15 protein-coding genes are annotated in these 16534 nt (G+C 75.6%); 10 read left to right on the top strand and 5 right to left on the bottom strand.

The window, feature by feature from the left end:
- Positions 1 to 93 precede the first annotated feature (93 nt).
- The 3 genes from ACFCLZ_RS30480 to ACFCLZ_RS30490 form a co-directional block, all read right to left on the bottom strand.
- Positions 94 to 1116, bottom strand: coding sequence for an aldo/keto reductase (locus tag ACFCLZ_RS30480; protein WP_380281107.1), 1023 nt, complete (start codon positions 1114 to 1116; stop codon positions 94 to 96).
- Positions 1117 to 1228: 112 nt separating this feature from the next.
- Complete coding sequence (locus ACFCLZ_RS30485) at positions 1229 to 1531, bottom strand: GNAT family N-acetyltransferase (protein WP_380281108.1); 303 nt, start codon at positions 1529 to 1531, stop codon at positions 1229 to 1231.
- Between the two features lie 51 nt (positions 1532 to 1582).
- Positions 1583 to 2506, bottom strand: coding sequence for a hypothetical protein (locus ACFCLZ_RS30490; RefSeq protein WP_380281109.1), 924 nt, complete (start codon positions 2504 to 2506; stop codon positions 1583 to 1585).
- A 161-nt stretch (positions 2507 to 2667) separates the two neighbouring features.
- On the opposite strand from ACFCLZ_RS30490, the gene ACFCLZ_RS30495 reads away from it, so the two are divergent.
- The 3 genes from ACFCLZ_RS30495 (at position 2668) to ACFCLZ_RS30505 (ending at position 7334) form a co-directional block, all read left to right on the top strand.
- The gene (locus ACFCLZ_RS30495) at positions 2668 to 4311 is read left to right on the top strand and encodes a sensor histidine kinase (protein ID WP_380281110.1); all 1644 of its coding nucleotides are present in this window, start codon (positions 2668 to 2670) and stop codon (positions 4309 to 4311) included.
- Between the two features lie 6 nt (positions 4312 to 4317).
- Entirely contained in the window at positions 4318 to 4977 is a 660-nt protein-coding gene (locus ACFCLZ_RS30500) for a response regulator (RefSeq protein ID WP_380281111.1), read from the top strand.
- Positions 4978 to 5735: 758 nt separating this feature from the next.
- Positions 5736 to 7334, top strand: a complete 1599-nt coding sequence (locus ACFCLZ_RS30505) for a M20/M25/M40 family metallo-hydrolase (RefSeq protein ID WP_380281112.1) — start codon at positions 5736 to 5738, stop codon at positions 7332 to 7334.
- 200 nt (positions 7335 to 7534) lie between these two features.
- On the opposite strand, the gene ACFCLZ_RS30510 is transcribed toward ACFCLZ_RS30505, so the two are convergent.
- Positions 7535 to 8131, bottom strand: a complete 597-nt coding sequence (locus ACFCLZ_RS30510; RefSeq protein WP_380281113.1) for a winged helix-turn-helix domain-containing protein — start codon at positions 8129 to 8131, stop codon at positions 7535 to 7537.
- Between the two features lie 297 nt (positions 8132 to 8428).
- On the opposite strand from ACFCLZ_RS30510, the gene def reads away from it, so the two are divergent.
- Both def and ACFCLZ_RS30520 read left to right on the top strand, forming a co-directional pair.
- Entirely contained in the window at positions 8429 to 9055 is a 627-nt protein-coding gene (def, locus tag ACFCLZ_RS30515; protein WP_380286331.1) for a peptide deformylase, read from the top strand.
- A 159-nt stretch (positions 9056 to 9214) separates the two neighbouring features.
- Positions 9215 to 11209: a LamG-like jellyroll fold domain-containing protein gene (locus ACFCLZ_RS30520; RefSeq protein WP_380281114.1), complete on the top strand. Its 1995-nt coding sequence runs from the start codon at positions 9215 to 9217 to the stop codon at positions 11207 to 11209.
- Here ACFCLZ_RS30520 and ACFCLZ_RS30525 read toward each other — a convergent pair.
- Positions 11196 to 12206 carry an aminoglycoside phosphotransferase family protein gene (locus tag ACFCLZ_RS30525; protein ID WP_380281115.1) on the bottom strand — a complete coding sequence of 337 codons (1011 nt, stop codon included), beginning with the start codon at positions 12204 to 12206 and terminating at the stop codon, positions 11196 to 11198. The two genes, ACFCLZ_RS30520 and ACFCLZ_RS30525, sit on opposite strands and share 14 nt — an antisense overlap.
- Positions 12207 to 12398: 192 nt before the next feature.
- On the opposite strand from ACFCLZ_RS30525, the gene paaA reads away from it, so the two are divergent.
- From paaA to paaE, 5 genes are read left to right on the top strand one after another with little or no spacing between them, the layout of a single operon-like run.
- Positions 12399 to 13490 (top strand): 1,2-phenylacetyl-CoA epoxidase subunit PaaA, encoded by a 1092-nt coding sequence (gene paaA, locus ACFCLZ_RS30530; protein WP_380281116.1) that lies wholly within the window; start codon positions 12399 to 12401, stop codon positions 13488 to 13490.
- The gene (gene paaB / locus ACFCLZ_RS30535; protein ID WP_344330439.1) at positions 13487 to 13780 is read left to right on the top strand and encodes a 1,2-phenylacetyl-CoA epoxidase subunit PaaB; all 294 of its coding nucleotides are present in this window, start codon (positions 13487 to 13489) and stop codon (positions 13778 to 13780) included. The genes paaA and paaB overlap by 4 nt, the downstream gene beginning before the upstream one ends.
- A gap of 17 nt (positions 13781 to 13797) precedes the next feature.
- A complete protein-coding gene (gene paaC / locus ACFCLZ_RS30540) occupies positions 13798 to 14679 on the top strand; it encodes a 1,2-phenylacetyl-CoA epoxidase subunit PaaC (RefSeq protein ID WP_380281117.1) in 882 nt (293 codons plus the stop codon).
- A gap of 5 nt (positions 14680 to 14684) precedes the next feature.
- The gene (gene paaD / locus ACFCLZ_RS30545; RefSeq protein ID WP_380281118.1) at positions 14685 to 15284 is read left to right on the top strand and encodes a 1,2-phenylacetyl-CoA epoxidase subunit PaaD; all 600 of its coding nucleotides are present in this window, start codon (positions 14685 to 14687) and stop codon (positions 15282 to 15284) included.
- Entirely contained in the window at positions 15285 to 16493 is a 1209-nt protein-coding gene (gene paaE, locus ACFCLZ_RS30550; protein WP_380281119.1) for a 1,2-phenylacetyl-CoA epoxidase subunit PaaE, read from the top strand.
- Positions 16494 to 16534 lie beyond the last annotated feature (41 nt).

Below are 16534 nucleotides of genomic sequence, written 5' to 3' on the forward strand. Positions count from 1 at the left end.
CGGGCGGCCGGCCGGTTGGCGGCCGTCGGCGGTCGGTGCGGGTGCGGACGGCCCCGCCCCCCGGCGGGCGCCCGCCGCGGGCGGGACCGCGGCTCAGCGCTCGCTGTCGAGATGGGCCATCTGGGCGGCAGCGTACCGTTCCCCGGCCGCGGACCCGGCGGGGACCGCCGCCTCGATGGCCGCGAGGTCGGCCTCGGTGAGGGTGACGTCCAGCGCGCCGAGCGCCTCGGCGAGCCGGTCGCGGCGGCGGGCGCCGACCAGCGGGACGACGTCCTCGCCGCGCGAGCCGACCCAGGCTATCGCGATCTGGGCGACGGTGGCGTGCCGTTCGGTGGCGACCGCGCGCAGGGCCTCGACGAGCCGGAGGTTGTGGGCGAGGTTGTCGCCCTGGAAGCGGGGGCTGTGGCCGCGGAAGTCGGTGCCGGACAGCTCGCGGTCGCCCTGCCAGTGGCCGCTGAGCAGGCCGCGCGAGAGCACGCCGTAGGCGGTGACGCCGATGCCCAGCGCGCGGGCGGTGGGCAGGATCTCGGCCTCGGCGGAGCGGGAGAGCAGCGAGTACTCGATCTGGAGGTCGCTGATCGGGTGGACGGCGGCGGCACGGCGCAGGGTGTCGGCGCCCACCTCGGAGAGGCCGATGTGGCGGACGTGGCCGGCCTGCACCAGCTCGGCGATCGCGCCGACGGTCTCCTCGACCGGCACGGTCGGGTCCAGTCGGGCCGGGCGGTAGATGTCGACGTGGTCGGTGCGCAGGCGGCGCAGGGTGTAGGCGAGCGCGGTCTTCACGGTGGCCGGGCGGGCGTCGTAGCCGAGCCACTGGCCGTCCGGGCCGCGCTGGGCGCCGAACTTCACGCTGAGCAGGACGTCGTCGCGGTCGCGGCCGCGCAGGGCGTCGTGGATCAGCAGCTCGTTGTGGCCCATGCCGTAGAAGTCGCCGGTGTCGAGCAGGGTGATGCCCGCGTCGAGGGCGGCGTGGATGGTGGCGACGCTCTCGGCCTCGTCGGCGGGGCCGTAGAGGTCGGACATGCCCATGCAGCCGAGGCCGAGGGCGGAGGCGGTCGGCCCGGCGGCGCCGAGCGCGCGCCGGGGGATGCGGGGGAGGGGCGAGGCGGTGGGCATGGGTCCAGGGTGCGCCCGGCGCTGACAGATTTCAAAATCTGTCATCTGTTATCTGTCATCTGAAATCTGTCAGCTGTCATTTGTCAGCCGCCCGGGGCGCCCCCGCCGTCCGTCAGTCGGTCACCCGGCTGCGGTTCTCGTACGCCAGGTCGACGTACTCCGGGTGCCGCAGCATCCACGCCTTGATGAACGGGCACGTCGCCAGCACCGCCAGCCCCCGGGCCCGCGCATCGTCCAGTGCCGCCCGCGCCAGCGTCCCCCCGATGCCCTGCCCCTCGTACGCCGGCTCGACCACCGTGTGCGGATACACCACCAGCCCGTTGCTGCGCAGGTACTCCGCGAACCCCGCCAGGTCGTCTCCCACCCATGCCTCGAACCGGCCGACACCCTCGGCGTCACGGACCGTGACCGTCATCGCGGACTCCTCGCTGCTCGCCACGGAGCCGCGGCCGGCGGCCCCGGTCCATCATCGAGCGGCCGCCGCCGCACCGCCCGCCGAACGGCCGCCTTCGCCTGCCGCGGCTTCCTGGTGACCGCCCGGCGCCCGCAGCAGGTGTGCCCGGGCCGGCGGAACGTTCCGCCACGCCGTCCGGCTCCCGAGCCCGTACTCCTTCTCGAACCGCCGCAGCAGCCGCACCACCGCCCGGTGCCGCGCACCACGGCGCGGTCCGGACGTCAGCAGCCGCGCCGCCGACGTCCCGAGATAGGCGAAGTACGTCAGCTCGCCGCCGGGCAGCAGCAGCCGCAGATAGAGGTCGAGGATGTGCTGGACCGCCACCGGCTCGAAGTTGGTGAACGGCAGGCCCGACACGATCACGTCGTACCGCCCGGGGGCCGACCCGGCCTCCCCGGGCCCGGGCCCGTCGCCTCCGGCCCCGTCGCCTCCGGCCCGGTCGTTGCCGCCGTCGAGGTGCCCGCCCGACTCCGCCGCGCGGGCCTCCGGAAGGTCCTGCACCCGGCACTCCGAGACCCGCAGGCCCAGCTCCGGCCCGCGCCGCGCCAACTCCGGATCCGCCAGCAGCCGCTGGACGAACCGGGGGTTGGACTCCACCACGTGCAGCCGGTCGCCCGGCCGCAGCACCCGCACCAGCCGACGCGTCACCGCCCCCGTCCCGGCCCCCACCTCCAGCACCGAGATCGGCCGGTCCGGGCGGCTCGTCGCCGGGACCACCAGGGCGTTCACCAGATCCCCCCCACTCGGTGCCACCGCGCCCGTCAGCCGGAAGGTGCGCAGCGCCTCGGAGAGGAAGAACCAGCCCTCGCCGACACCCGGCCGGGGCTCGACCGGAACGGGCAGGGCGGTCGGGTCGGAGGAGCCGGGAGATTCGGGAGATCCGGGACCGAGGGCCGGATCGGGGGCAGGGTCGGGACGGAGCTGATCGGTCGTCATGGCACCGACGTTAGGGACGCCCCGGCCTCCCCGAATCGGCCGACCGACCGCCCGCACCCCCGACGAAAGTCGAGGGTGCCACTGGTCGATCGTCAGGGGTCACGGCCCGCCGCCACGTCATAGCATCGAGGCCCTGAACCGCGAAAGGGAGGGAGGACCGGATGACCGCCGATCACCTGACACGCACGCCCCGGCCGACCCGTCTGCGCCTTCCGTCCCGCCCATCCCGCCCGTCCCGCCTGTCCCGGCCGCCGCAGGCACCGCTCCCCGGCGAGCCCGGGCACCCCGGGCTGCTCGGCTGGTACGCCCCCGGCCGGAACCGGCTGATCGACACGCTCCTGCTCGCGACCGTCCTCGTGCTCGTCACCGAGGAGACGGTCTCCCAGTGGCTCACCCAGGACCTGCCGCTGCGCCCGCTGCGGATCGCCGGCGCGGTCCTCGCCTCGCTCTCCCCGCTCCTCGCCCGCCGCCACCCGGTCGCCGCCGCGGTGCTGCCCGCGCTGTTCGGCGGGCTGCTCAACCGTGCCTTCCCCGGCCTGTTCAACGTCTTCCACCTGGCCGCGATCGGCCGCACCGGACCGGCCCTCGTCGCCGGGGCCGTCACCTCGGCGCTCAGCGTGGTCCGCGCCGACTCCGTCCTCGACTGGGCCGGCATGACCGGGTCCCAACTCCTCGTCGAGGCCGCCGCCGTCACCCTCGGCCTGTGGCTGCACGGCCGCCGCGTGCTGATCGACACCCTGCAGGCCAAGGTCGACGCGCTGCGCCGCGAACGCGAACTCCGCGCCGAGCAGGCCCGCGCCGCCGAACGCGCCCGGATCTCCCGCGAGATGCACGACGTCCTCGCCCACCGGCTCAGCCTCCTCGTGCTGCACGCCGGCGTGCTGCGCGACCAGGCCCGCGCCGGCACCGTGGCCGACGACCCCGAGCGCCTCGCCCACCGCCTCGAACTGCTCCGGGCGACGGCCGCCCGGTCGCTCGACGACCTGCGGGACGTCCTCGGCGCCCTCCGGGCCGACCCGCCGGACGAAGCCGAACCACCGGTGCCGCCGGTGACACCCGGCCCACCCGACCCGGCCGCCCAGCCTCCACCGCCGTCCGACGGCACCGCCGCCGGTGCGGCGACCGCCGGCGCGGGCCCTGCGACGGTCCCGCCGGACGCCGCGCGGACCGCCGTCGGCGACGGCGCGCCGCCCTTCCGGCATCGCCCCGACCCCAGACCCGTCGCCGCGCCGGCCCTGCGCGACCTCGCCGAACTCGTCGACGAGGCCACCGGCGCGGGCCAGAGCGTCGAACTCGCCCTGGCCGGAGACCCGGAGAGCATCCCCACCACCCACCGGCTGGCCGTCCACCGCGTCGTCCAGGAGGCGCTGACCAACGCCCGCAAGTACGCGCACACCGCGCCGGTCACCGTCCGCGTCCAGTACGGGGCGCCCGCGACGACCGTCGAGGTGCGCAACGGCGCGGGCGATCCGGCACCCTCCGGAGTTTGCACGGGCGGCGGCTACGGCCTGGTCGGGCTCGGCGAACGGGTCGGCGCGCTCGGCGGGCACTTCGACGCGGGCCCCGACGGCAGCGGCGGATTCCGCCTGGCCGCCCGCCTCCCCGCCCCGCACCGGCCACCGGTCCTCCCACCCGCGCGGCCGGCCGACCGGACGACTCACCGGACGATTCACCGGACAACCGACCGGACGACACCCCGCCCCGGCCGGGCCGACCCGTCCCCGTCCCCGTCCCCGGCCTCCGTCCTGGGCCCGATCCCTGAGCCCGACCCCCGGGCCGGTGCCGGTCCCGAACCCACCGAGTGAGGCGATGTGATCCACACGATGGTCGTCGACGACGACGCGCTGGTCCGGCTCGGGCTCGTCGACCTGCTCGCCCAGGACCCCGAGCTCACCGTCGTCGCCGAGGCCGCCGACGGCCTGGAGGCGGTCGAACTCGCCGGACGGCACCGCATCGACGTCGCCCTCATGGACATCCGGATGCCCCGGCTCGACGGCATCGCCGCGACCCGTCGGCTGCGCGAGCTGCCCGACGGCCCTCGCGTCATCGCGCTCACCACCTTCGACCTCGACGAGTACGTCTACCGGGCCCTCGCCGCCGGCGCCGACGGCTTCCTGCTGAAGGACACCCCGCCCGCCGAGATCGCCCGCGCCGTCCACGTGGTCGCCGGCGGACAGGGCATGCTCCACCCGGCCGCCGCCCGACGGCTCATCGACCGCTACCACCGCACCGGCGAGCCGCGCGCGGTCGCCGCCCGGGGCCGGCTGGCCGCGCTCACCCCGCGCGAGACCGACGTGCTGCGCGAACTCGCCGTCGGCCGTTCCAACGCCGAGATCGCGCTCGCCCTCGGGATGCGCGAGAGCACGGTCAAGGCACACGTCAGCCGGATCCTCACCGGACTGGGAGTCGGCAACCGGGTCCAGGCGGCGTTGCTCGCGCGGGACGCGGGGGTGGTCGACGACGCGGTCTGACCGACCGTCGCCCGCCATGACGGGCTCCCGTCATCACCGTTGCCCTCGCGGCCGTCTCCCGCCGCGGCCGTCTCCCGTCGCGACCGCATGCCTCCACGACGGCCTCCCTCCACGACGGCCTCCCGCCACGACGGCCTCCCGCCGCGACCGCCGGAGGTCCGCTCCGTCCCGACTGCTCGGCATTCGCCCCCGTTCAGGGCGAATCGTCCCGTCCCGACCAGGTCCGATCAGCGCCACGCGGTACTCGCCACCGGTCCGCCATCACCCATCTGGCTTGGAAAACGCGCGCCTTGGCGTCCCGCGCTGCCGAACCACCGCCCCGGGTCCATGGTGGAGGTGGGCGCGATCCGGCGACCGCGCCCGCGCGCCGGGCCGGATTCGCACGCCGTGCGCCGACCGCCTCCCGCGGCCGCGCGCCGGGACGGATCCCGCCTTCGGCACGCTGGGAGCAGGGCCACCTCGCAGGAAACCGAACGGTTCTTCTAGGCTCACATCTCGGCTTCCCTGCGGTGGTACGCCGTTCTGTGCCCGCCGCAAGGGAAGCCGCCGTCCACGGAGGCCCCGGGACGATCGGGGCCACCGGATCGAGCGAGGAGGACGCACATGCCACACACGCCGCCCAGCCGTTCCAGCGCACTTGGACCGGAGGGCCCCTTCTTCCGCTGTCCCGCCGTCGCGGCCGGGCCCGCCCGCGCGGAGACCTGGCTCGGCCGACCCGACCGGCCGCTGTATACCGGCGGCGGCCGGGGAGGCGAGCGTTGAGTCCTCAAGCCGTCCGCCCGTCCACCGCGACGGCGGACCCCACGACCGCCGTCGCTCCCACCGCCATTGCCGCCGCCACCACCCAGGGCGCCACCGGCACGATCACCGGAACCGGCACCACTCCCGCCGCCCCCGTCCCGGCCGTCCCGGCCGTCGCCCCCGTCGCCACCGTCGCCACCGCGACCGCCTCCGCCGCCGTCTCCACTCCCGCCGCTGCCACCGCCTCCGCCGTCACCACGGCCGGCCCGACCAGGACCGCCGACGCCGCACCCGGCGCGGCCGTGCCCGGCACGACCAGAACCGGCACCGCCCGAACCGCCCTCGCCCCGGCCACCCCCGCCCCCGCCGCCGCACCACCCGTCGCAGCGGCCCCCCACACTCCGGCCGTCCCCGACAGCGAGGGCCAACCCGGCCCCACCGCCGCGCTTCCCGGTCTGCCCCAGGCCCTCACCACCCGCGCCCGCACCCTCGCCGGAGCCGTCCGGAGACGCTGCGCGGACCTGGCCAGGATCGAATCCCCCAGCGGAGACGCACCCCGACTCGATGCCCTCGCCGAGGAGTTGGCCGCGGGCTTCCGCGCCACCGGGGCCACCGTCCAGCGCGAGCCCGGTCCGGCCGGCGACCACCTGGTCCTCCAGTGGGACGGCCGGGACGAGAGCCTGCCGCACCTGCTCGTGGTCGGCCACCACGACACCGTCTGGCCCGCCGGCATCCTCAACGACTGGCCGGTCACCGAACGGGACGGCACCCTCAGCGGACCCGGCGTGGTCGACATGAAGGGCGGACTCGCGATCCTCGAAGGCGCCTTCGCGCTCCTCGCCGACCTCGGCCAACGCCCGCACCGCACCGTCCGTCTGGTCGTGGTCTCCGACGAGGAGGTCGGCAGCCCGGACGGCCGCCGCCTCGTCGAACGCCAACTGCGCGGCGCCGGCGCCGTGCTGGGCCTGGAACCCCCGCACCCGGACGGTCGGCTCAAGACCGCCCGCCGCGGCTCCACCCGCGTCCGGCTCACCGTCACCGGACGCGAGGCGCATGCGGGCAACGACGCCGCCGAGGGGGTGTCGGCGGTCGACGAACTCGTCGACCAGCTGGTCGCCGTCCGCGGACTGGTCAGCCTGCCCGGCACCGAACTCAACGCGGGCCGGATCAGCGGCGGTAGCCGCGCCAACGTGGTCGCGGGCCGGGCCGAGGCCGAACTGGGCCTGCGCTTCTCCACCACCGAGGCGCAACGCCGCACCCTCGACAACCTCGCCCGGCTGACCGCGCTCAGGCCCGGCGCCCGGGTGCGGACCGAGGTGCTGTCCAGCCGTCCGGCCTGGCCGGAGCGTTCCGCCAACCCGCTGCTGCGCCACGTCCGGTCCCTCGCGGCGGTGCTCGGACAGCCGTTGGACGGCGGTCCGGCGGGCGGCGCGGGCGACACCAACCTGCCGGGCTCGCGCGGGCTGCCCACGCTCGACGGCTTCGGCGCCGTCGGCGGGGGTGCGCACGCCCGGCACGAGCACATCCGCATCGACCAGCTGGCGCCGCGGATCGCCCTGCTGGCGGCGCTCCTGGCCGTCCCGCTCCCGCGGCTGCGCGACCGCTCGGAGGGGTGAGCGCGAGGCCGCGGGAGACGGCCCGCCGCGGCCGCCGACGGTCGGCGGCCGACGGCCGATGACCGATGACCGACGGCCGATGACCGAGGCCGACGGCCGATGACCGATGATCGACGGCCGATGACCGAGGGACTGACGGTCGGCGGGTAGTCGGCCCGGACGGCGGTCGGCAGGTTCTGGGATCTGCCGACCGCCGTCCGTCAGTGCCCTTGCGCTTCCCCCGGGCCGTCCGCGAGCAGCGGGAAGAGCCGGGTGACCGCCGCCACGGGGCGGGTTCCCGTGCGCGGCTCGCGCTGCCGGTAGGGCGCGAGCAGGGCGCGGACGGCGGCGCCGAGGTCGGCTAGTTCGTCGGCGGTGAGGTGCAGGACGTCGCTGGAGGTCTGGTCCCGCTGCCACTCGGCGGGCGCGGCGGACCGGTTGGCGAGCCAGTGCCGGTAGCTGCCGTCCTCCAGGTCGCTCGCCAGTTCGGGGGTCAGGTCGCGCGCGGCCCGGCCGGCCGGCTCCTCGGCCGAACCGGGCGGCATGAGCGAGCCTTCCCAGCGCAGCCGCCACGGCCGCGAGCGGCCGTCCCCGGTCGGCGCCTCCTCGATCAGCCCGTAGCGGGCCAGCTGGCGCAGGTGGAAGGAACACGTCCCCGAGCTCTGGCGGAGCATCTGCGCGGCCTGGTTCGAGGTGATGCTGCCCCACTCGGCGATCAGGTCGAGCAGCCCGGCGCGGACCGCGTGGTGCGCCAGCGGCCGGGTCGGCGCCTCGGCCGGGAGGGTGGTCGGTTCGGCAGGACTGTTGTGGGTGGTCACTTTGCAAAGATGAGGCTTTGCAAAGTGCTTTGGCAAGTCCAGAGCGCATCGACACACCGAGAGAAGGGCGTTGAACTCGTAGAACGTGGTTCTCGACGGTACCGCGCGGCACCGATGGCGAGCCTCGTACGACACTTTGCAAAGTGCATACTTTGCAAAGTGTGGGAGAGTGGGCCGGTGCCGGCGGCACCGGATGGGGTGCCGTGAGGCGGATGACACGGAGGGGAGACGGTCGTGGCGCGACGGGAGTCGGGGGAGCCGGTGGAGCGGGCGGTGCGGGTCCGGGGGCAGGTGCGGGTGCAGGGCGAGGTCGTGAGCGGGTACCCGGAGGTGCCGCCGGAGACGTTGCGGGGCGAGGTGCGGCGGATCACCGTCGTCGGGGAGGACGTGCTGCACCGGCGGTGCCGGGACGTGACGGAGGGCGAGTTCGGCACGCCCGAGCTGGCCCGGCTGATCGACGACATGTTCGCCGCCATGTGGGTCGCCGAGGGCGTCGGGCTGGCGGCCAACCAGATCGGCGTCGACCTCCGGGCCTTCGTCTGGGACTGCTTCGACGAGGACGGCGTCCGCCACGTGGGCCACATCCTCAATCCGGTGCTCGACGAACTGCCGGCCGGGGCGCGCCGGCTCGTCGACACCGCGGAGGGCTGCCTCTCCGTCCCCGGTCCGTACCTGGAGCTGGCCCGTCCGGACACGGCGGTCGTCCGCGGCCGGGACCTCGACGGCCGGCCGCTGGTCATCGAGGGCAGCGGCTACTTCGCGCGCTGCCTCCAGCACGAGAGCGACCACCTCGGCGGCGTCCTCTACATCGACCGCCTCTCCGCCCGGGGCCGGCGCACCGCGCTGCGCCGCATGGAGGAGCGCGAGGCGGAGGTGTTCGCCAAGCGGGCGGCGCGCGCCGAGGAGCTGTCCGCCCGGCGCTGAACCCGCGCCCGCGCCCGCCCCGCGCCCGCGTTCGCGCCCGCCCCGCCGACCTGCCGTCCGCCGGGTTCGGCCGCTGTTCAGCGGCGCGTGGCTCCGTCGATGATCGCCGACCAGACCCGGTACGTACCGTCAGGGCCCTGACCACTTCCGGGAGCGAACATGCACGACATCCACGAGTCCGGGCACGAGCGCGAGTGCGAGTGCCCGCGGACCGCCGACCTCGACGGGGACGGGCCGGCCGCGGCCGGCCGTCGCCGGTTCCTGCGCGGGGCGGGCCTGCTGGGCGCCGGGGTCGGGACGGCGGGGCTCGGCCTGCTCGGCGCGGCGCCCGCGCAGGCGGCCGGGTCCGAGCCGTCCGGCAGGGCCGTCGCGGAACCGGGGAAGGCGGGGAAGGCCAAGGGGAAGGGCCGCTGGCAGCCGGACCCGGACGCCCGGCGGTTCACGGTCGTCGTCATGCCGGACACCCAGTACCTGTTCGACCAGGACCGGATCCACCCGGCGCCGGTGGAGGCCTCGATCCGCTACGTGCTCGACGGCGGCGTCAACCGCGAGGACGGGACGGACGACAACATCGTCTTCCTGGCCCACCTCGGCGACGTCACCGAGAACGGGCTGGCCGTCGAATACGCCGCCGTCACCAAGGTCTTCGGTCCGCTGGACGACGCCGGCGCGGCCTACGGCGTGCTCGCCGGCAACCACGACGTCCGCTCCTCGACCGACGACCGGCGCGGCAGCACCCCGTACCTGGAGACCTTCGGCAAGGCGCGGGCCGCCCGCACCTCCGGCTACCACAGCTCCAGCCCGGACGGCTACAACACCTGTCACATCATCACGGCGGGTGGCCGCCCGTGGATGCTGCTCTCGCTGGACTGGCGACTCTCGGACGCGGGCTTCGACTGGGCCAACGCGGTGATCGCCGCGAACCCGAAGGTCCCGGTGATCCTGACCACCCACGAGCTGGCGTACGCCGACGACAGCGGCCGGGCCGAGCTGTCCGGCTACGGCAGGAAGCTCTGGGAGCGGCTGATCAGCGGCAACGACCAGATCTTCCTCACCGTCAACGGGCACTACTGGCCGCCCGGCCGCACCGTCCTGCAGAACAAGGCCGGCCACGACGTGCACGTCCACATCACCAACTACCAGGACCGCTACTACGGCGGCGCCGCGATGATCCGGGCGTACCGCTTCGACCTCGACCGGAACACCGTCGACGTGTCGACCTTCTCGCCGTGGATCCAGGAGATCGCGGCCGAGGAGCGCAACACGCTGGCGGCGCAGCAGGTCGAGCTGACCTCGGACGTGGACCGCTTCTCGCTCGCGATCGACTTCGACCGGCGCTTCGCCGGCTTCGCGCCGATCCCGCGGCGCCCGGCGCGCCGGGCGGCCGAACTGCTGGTCCGGGACACCGCGGCGTACTGGCGCTTCGACGGCGGCGGCGACGGCACGGCGGTCTCTGCGCAGCAGGTCGTCAAGGACCTGACGGGGCAGGGCAACGACCTGCTCCGGCGCAGCGCCCCGGGCACCCCCGACGACGCGCTCACCTGGTCCGCCGAGCACCACCCGGACCAGCCGGCCCACGGCAGCCTGTTGTTCAAGGGCACCGGCTCGCCGGTGCGCGGCGCCTACCTGGAGACCGCGCCCACCGCGCCGCTGAACCGGGAGACCTTCGAGCGCGGGTTCACCGTCGAGGCCTTCTGCAAGCTGCCCGCCGACTGGGACTCCGGGCAGAGCCGCTGGTCGGCCCTGCTCAGCCGGTGGGGGACGGCGGGCGAGGCGGGCCGGAGCGGCCCGGGCACGGACGCGGACGAGCCCGTCGTGACGCTCAGCCTCTCCGAGGCGCCCGCGCTGCAGTGGTGCGTCTACCCGCTCGACCAGACCGGGGCCTCGACCTGCTGGGGCCACCAGCTGCCGCTGGACCGGTGGTGGCACGTCGCGGTGGTCAACGACGGGAAGCTCAGCCGGATGTACGTCGACGGCTGCGAGGTGGCCCGCAACCCGGCGACCCCGGCCGTGGGGCTGGCCACGCTGGGGCGCCCGTGGATGCTGGGCGGCTACGCGTACGCGGGGGTGCTGGACAAGGTGTTCCACGGGTACATCGGCGACGTCCGGATCGTTAGGCGGGCCCTGCGGGTGCGGGAGTTCATGACGGCGTGACGGCCCCGCCACGCGACGCCGCCGGGCCCCGGACCGAGGGCCCGGCGGCGTCGGTGTCGGTGTCGGTATCAGCGGAAGAGGAGGCGGAGGCCTCGGCGAGGATCGCCCGCAGGCGGGCCAGGCACTCGGCGACGAAGGCCGGAAAGGTGTGCCAGTAGTAGGAGATCCCGCCGGCACCGACCGCGATCGCCCAGGCACGGGCGCGGACCCAGGTGGGTTCGTCGAGGTCCAGCGCGTCCCGGTAGGCCCGTCGCGCCGCGGGCGGCAGGTCCCAGACGGTCGCGTGCTCGGCGTGCGGGTGGCCGACCGACAGGCAGCCGAAGTCGATGACCGCGTGCAGCGCGCCGTCCCGGACCAGGAGGTTGGTGGGTTTGAGGTCGCCGTGGAGCCACACGTGCGGCCCGGACGGATCCGGCAGCGCGAGACCGGCCCGCCAGAGCCGTTCCAGCGCGTCGACGTCGAGCTCCCCGCTCCCGCCGGCCCCCGCGAGCGCGCGGCAGTCGGCGAGGCACCGGCCGATCCACTCCTCGCCGTCCCGCAGCGAGCCGCCCCGGTACCAGCTGAGGTCGCCCGCGCGGGTGGCGCCCATCAGGTCGAGGCCGTGCAGCTCCCGCACGAACGCCGCGAGGTCGCTGCCGAAGGCGGCCCAGTCCCGGACGCTCGACGGCCCGGCCTCCGCGCCGTCGATCCAGCGGTGGACCGACCAGGCGAGCGGGAACGCGGCGGCGGGCGTCCCGCGGTGGACGGGCACGGGGACGGCGCGGCCGAGCAGCGGGGCCAGCCGCGGAAGCCACTCCTGCTCCTTCCGCACGGACCGGGCGCCGTCCGGGGTGCGCGGCAGCCGGACGAGCAGCTCGTCGCCGAGCCGGTACATGGTGTTGTCCGTGCCAGCGCCCGCCGGGGCCAGGGGGAGGCCGGCCCACTGCGGCCGCTGCGCCTTCAGCAGGGAGCGGACGAGGTGCTCGTCCGCCGGGATCTCGTCCGTGTGCAGCGTCATGCCGGGAGTCTGTCCCGCCGGCCGGGCGCGGGCCACCGGTTTTCCGCCCCGCGCGACCGGTGCCCGCGCCGGACCCGCACCGGACCCGCACCGGCCGTCCGCGACCGTCCGCGACCGCCCGCCATCGGCGGTGCTCCCTTGTCAGCCGCCCCCGCGCCGCGCACAATGGGTACCGACCGAACGGTTGGTCGGTTGCCGTCGGCGGACGGCGCCGACCGCACCGGGCGAGGACACAGCCGGCGAAAGGGGACCGTGGTGACAGCAGAGGTGGCCGAGCGGCCCGGGGCGTCGCCCGAGGAGGCGTTCGAGGCCGTCATCGCCGCGGAGCAGCGCATCGAGCCCCGCGACTGGATGCCCGACGCCTACCGGGCCACCCTCGTCCGCCAGATCGCCCAGCACGCGCACTCCGAGATCATCGGCATGCAGCCCGAGGGCAACTGGCTCACCCGCGCCCCCTCCCTGCGGCGCAAGGCGATCCTGCTCGCCAAGGCCCAGGACGAGGCCGGCCACGGCCTGTACCTGTACGCCGCCGCCGAGACCCTCGGGGTGGACCGCGCCGAGCTCACCGGGAAGCTGATCTCCGGCCGCCAGAAGTACTCGTCGATCTTCAACTACCCGACGCTCACCTTCGCCGACGTCGGCGTGATCGGCTGGCTGGTCGACGGCGCCGCGATCTGCAACCAGGTCCCGCTCTGCCGGTGCAGCTACGGCCCGTACGCCCGCGCCATGGTCCGGATCTGCAAGGAGGAGTCGTTCCACCAGCGCCAGGGCTACGAGCTGCTGATGACGCTGATGCGCGGCACCGAGGCCCAGCGCCGGATGGTCCAGGACGCGGTGGACCGCTGGTGGTGGCCGTCGCTGATGATGTTCGGCCCCTCGGACGCCGCCTCGCCGAACACCGCCCGGTCGATGGCCTGGCGGATCAAGCGGCACACCAACGACGAGCTGCGGCAGCGCTTCGTCGACATGACGGTCCCGCAGGCCGAGCACCTCGGCGTCACCCTCCCCGACCCGGAGCTGCGCCGGAACGAGGAGCGCGGCGGCTGGGACTTCGGCGAGCCGGACTGGTCGGAGCTGAACCGGGTGATCCACGGCGAGGGCCCGTGCAACGCCCAGCGGATGGAGCGGCGGCGGGCCGCGCACGAGGACGGCGCGTGGGTGCGCGAGGCGGCCACGGCGTACGCGGCGAAGCGCCGCGCCGAGAGCGGCACGGGCGCCGCGTGTGCCGAGAGCGGCACGCGTACGGACGCCGGACAGCACGCGGAACAGGAGAACGGAAAGTGACCGAGTCCAAGGCCGGCTGGCCGCTCTACGAGGTGTTCGTGCGCCCCCGGCGCGGCCTGAACCACGTGCACGTCGGCTCGCTGCACGCGTCCGACGACCGGATGGCCCTGCTCGCCGCCCGCGACCTCTACACCCGCCGCAACGAGGGCGTCAGCCTCTGGGTGGTCCGCTCCGACGCGATCACCGCCTCCACCCCGGACGAGCGCGACCCCTTCTTCGCGCCCAGCGGCGACAAGGTCTACCGCCACCCGACCTTCTACGACATCCCCGAGGATGTCCCGCACATCTGACCGGGAGCAGCCGAACCATGACCGACGACCACGTGTACCTGAGCCTCGCCGAGGCGTCCCCCGAGCCCGAGGGCGAGGGCCGCTGGGCGTACGGGACGGGCTTCGCCGACCCGCTGCTCGGCGTGGACACCGCCGTGCCGCCCGGTCTGGACGGCGCCGACCTCGCGGCCTACTGCCTGATGCTGGGCGACGACGCGCTCGTCCTCGCCCAGCGGCTGATCGAGTGGTGCACCCGCGCGCCGGAGCTGGAGGAGGAGGTCGCGCTCGCCAACCTGGGCCTCGACCTGCTCGGCCAGGCCCGCCAGCTGCTCACCCGGGCCGGGCAGGCGGACGGCTCCGGGCGCACCGAGGACGACCTGGCGTACTGGCGCGAGGACCACGAGTTCCGCAATGTGCGCCTGGTCGAGGCCCCGAACGGGGACTTCGCGTACTCGATCGCCCGCCTGCTGCTGTTCGCCACGGCCCGCGGCGCGCTCTACGAGGGGCTGGCCGGCCATGCCGATCCGGTGCTGGCGGCGGTCGCGGCGCGCGGGGTGAAGGAGTTGGCGTACCACCGCGAGTACGCCACGGCGTGGACGCTGCGGCTGGGCGACGGCACGCCGTACTCGGCGGCGCGGATGCAGGCCGGGCTGGACGCGGTGTGGCCGCTGGTGGAGGAGTTGTTCACCGCGCACCCCGTGGAGCTGCGGGTCGGGGTGGACCCGGCGGTGCTGCGCGAGCCGGTGCTGCGCTCGGTGGCGGCGGTGTGCGCGGAGGCCGGGCTGACGGTGCCGGACGTGCCGGGGCTGGCGGCCGTCGGTGGCCGGGCCGGGCGCGACGGGGTGCACACCGAGGCGCTGGGCCCGCTGCTGGCCGAGCTGCAGGTGCTGGCCCGCGCGCACCCGGGCGCGACGTGGTGACGGCCGTGGCCGGGACACGCGCGTCGGGAGGGGCGGCCTGGGCGGTGGCGGCGGCCGTGCCGGACCCGGAGCTGCCGATGCTGACCCTGGCCGACCTGGGCGTGCTGGCCGGGGTCGAGGAGGACGGCGCCACGGTGACCGCGTGGCTCACCCCGACGTACTCGGGCTGCCCCGCCGTCGCCGAGATGGCCGCCGATGTGGACCGGCGGCTGCGCGCGGCCGGGTTCGCGGACGTCCGGGTGCGGCTGCGGCTGGACCCGCCCTGGTCGACCGACCTGATCACCGCCGAGGGGCGGCGCAAGCTGGCCGAGGCCGGTATCGCCCCGCCCAGGCCCGGGGTGCTCCCGGGCGGCGGTACCGCCGGCGGGAGCACCCCGGTGGCCCTCGGGCGGACCCGGCTCGCCTCGGACGGGAAGGCCACAGGGACCGCCGCCGGGGTAGCTGCCGGGGCCGCCGCCGGGACCGCCGCCGTGGTGCCCGTCGCCTGCCCGCTCTGCGGCGGCACCGACACCGAGGAGCTGTCCCGCTTCGGCTCGACCGCCTGCAAGGCGCTGTGGCGCTGCCGGGAGTGCCGCGAGCCCTTCGAACGCGTCAAGGAGATCTGAATGGCCGCCGCCTCGTCCGCCTCGTCCGCCGCTTCCCCCGCCGTCCCGCCGGCCCCGGCCCCGACGCCGGCGCCGGCCACCGCCACCGCCCCCGCCACCGCACCGAGCCCGCCCGCCGTGCGCCCCGCCCGTCGGCCGGTCTTCCACGCGCTCCGGATCGCCGGGCTGGAGCGGCTCTGCGAGGACGCCGTCGCGGTGACCTTCGCCGTGCCGGACGGGCTCGCGGAGGCGTTCGCGTTCCGGCCGGGGCAGACGCTGACCCTGCGCCGGGTGGTGGACGGTGTCGACGAGCGCCGCTCGTACTCGATCTGCGCCCCCGTCGGCGGTCCGCTGCGCATCGCCGTGCGCGAGGTGCCGGGCGGGCTGTTCTCCCGCTGGCTGGTGCGCGACGCCCGGCCGGGGGAGGAGGTGGAGGTGCTGACGCCGTCCGGCCTGTTCACCCCGGACCTCGCCGAGCCCGCCGACCACGTGCTGCTGGCGGCCGGCTCCGGCATCACGCCGATGGTGTCGATCGCGGCCTCCGTACTGGCCGCCGACCGCACCTCCACGGTGACCCTGCTCTACGGCAACCGGCGCAGCGACACCGTGATGTTCGCCGACGAGCTGGCCGACCTGAAGGACCGCTACCTGGGCCGCTTCCAGCTGGTCCACGTGCTCTCCCGGGAGACCCGGGACGCCGAACTGCTCAGCGGCCGGCTGGACCCGGAGCGGGTCGCGGTGCTGCTGGCGGCGCTGGTGGACGCGGCGGCGGTCGGCCACTGGTGGCTCTGCGGGCCGTTCGGCATGGTCGCCGGGGCCAAGGAACTGCTGGCCTCGCTGGGCGTCCCGGCGGAGCGGGTGCACCAGGAGCTGTTCCACGCCGAGGACGAGCCGGTCGCCGAGCGCCCGGAGGACGCCCCGGGCGGTGCGGCGGACGGCGTCGACGGCGCCGCGCGCAGCGAGGTCACCGTCGTCCTGGACGGGCGGGGCAGCACGCTCGCCCTGCCGCGCGACCGGTCGATCCTGGACGGCGCCCAGCGCTCCCGCCCGGACCTGCCGTTCGCCTGCAAGGGCGGGGTGTGCGGCACCTGCCGCGCCCTGGTGACGGAGGGGGAGGTGACGATGCGCCGCAACTTCGCCCTGGAGGAGAAGGAGCTGGCGGCCGGCTACGTCCTCACCTGCCAGGCCCGCCCGGTCACGGACAAGGTGACCGTCGACTACGACCGCTGACCGGCGTGGCCGGTCGGGGCCGCCGGTTCGGGCCGCCGGTC

The organism is Kitasatospora purpeofusca, from assembly GCF_042691725.1.
Classification (GTDB): Bacteria; Actinomycetota; Actinomycetes; order Streptomycetales; family Streptomycetaceae; genus Kitasatospora; species Kitasatospora purpeofusca_B.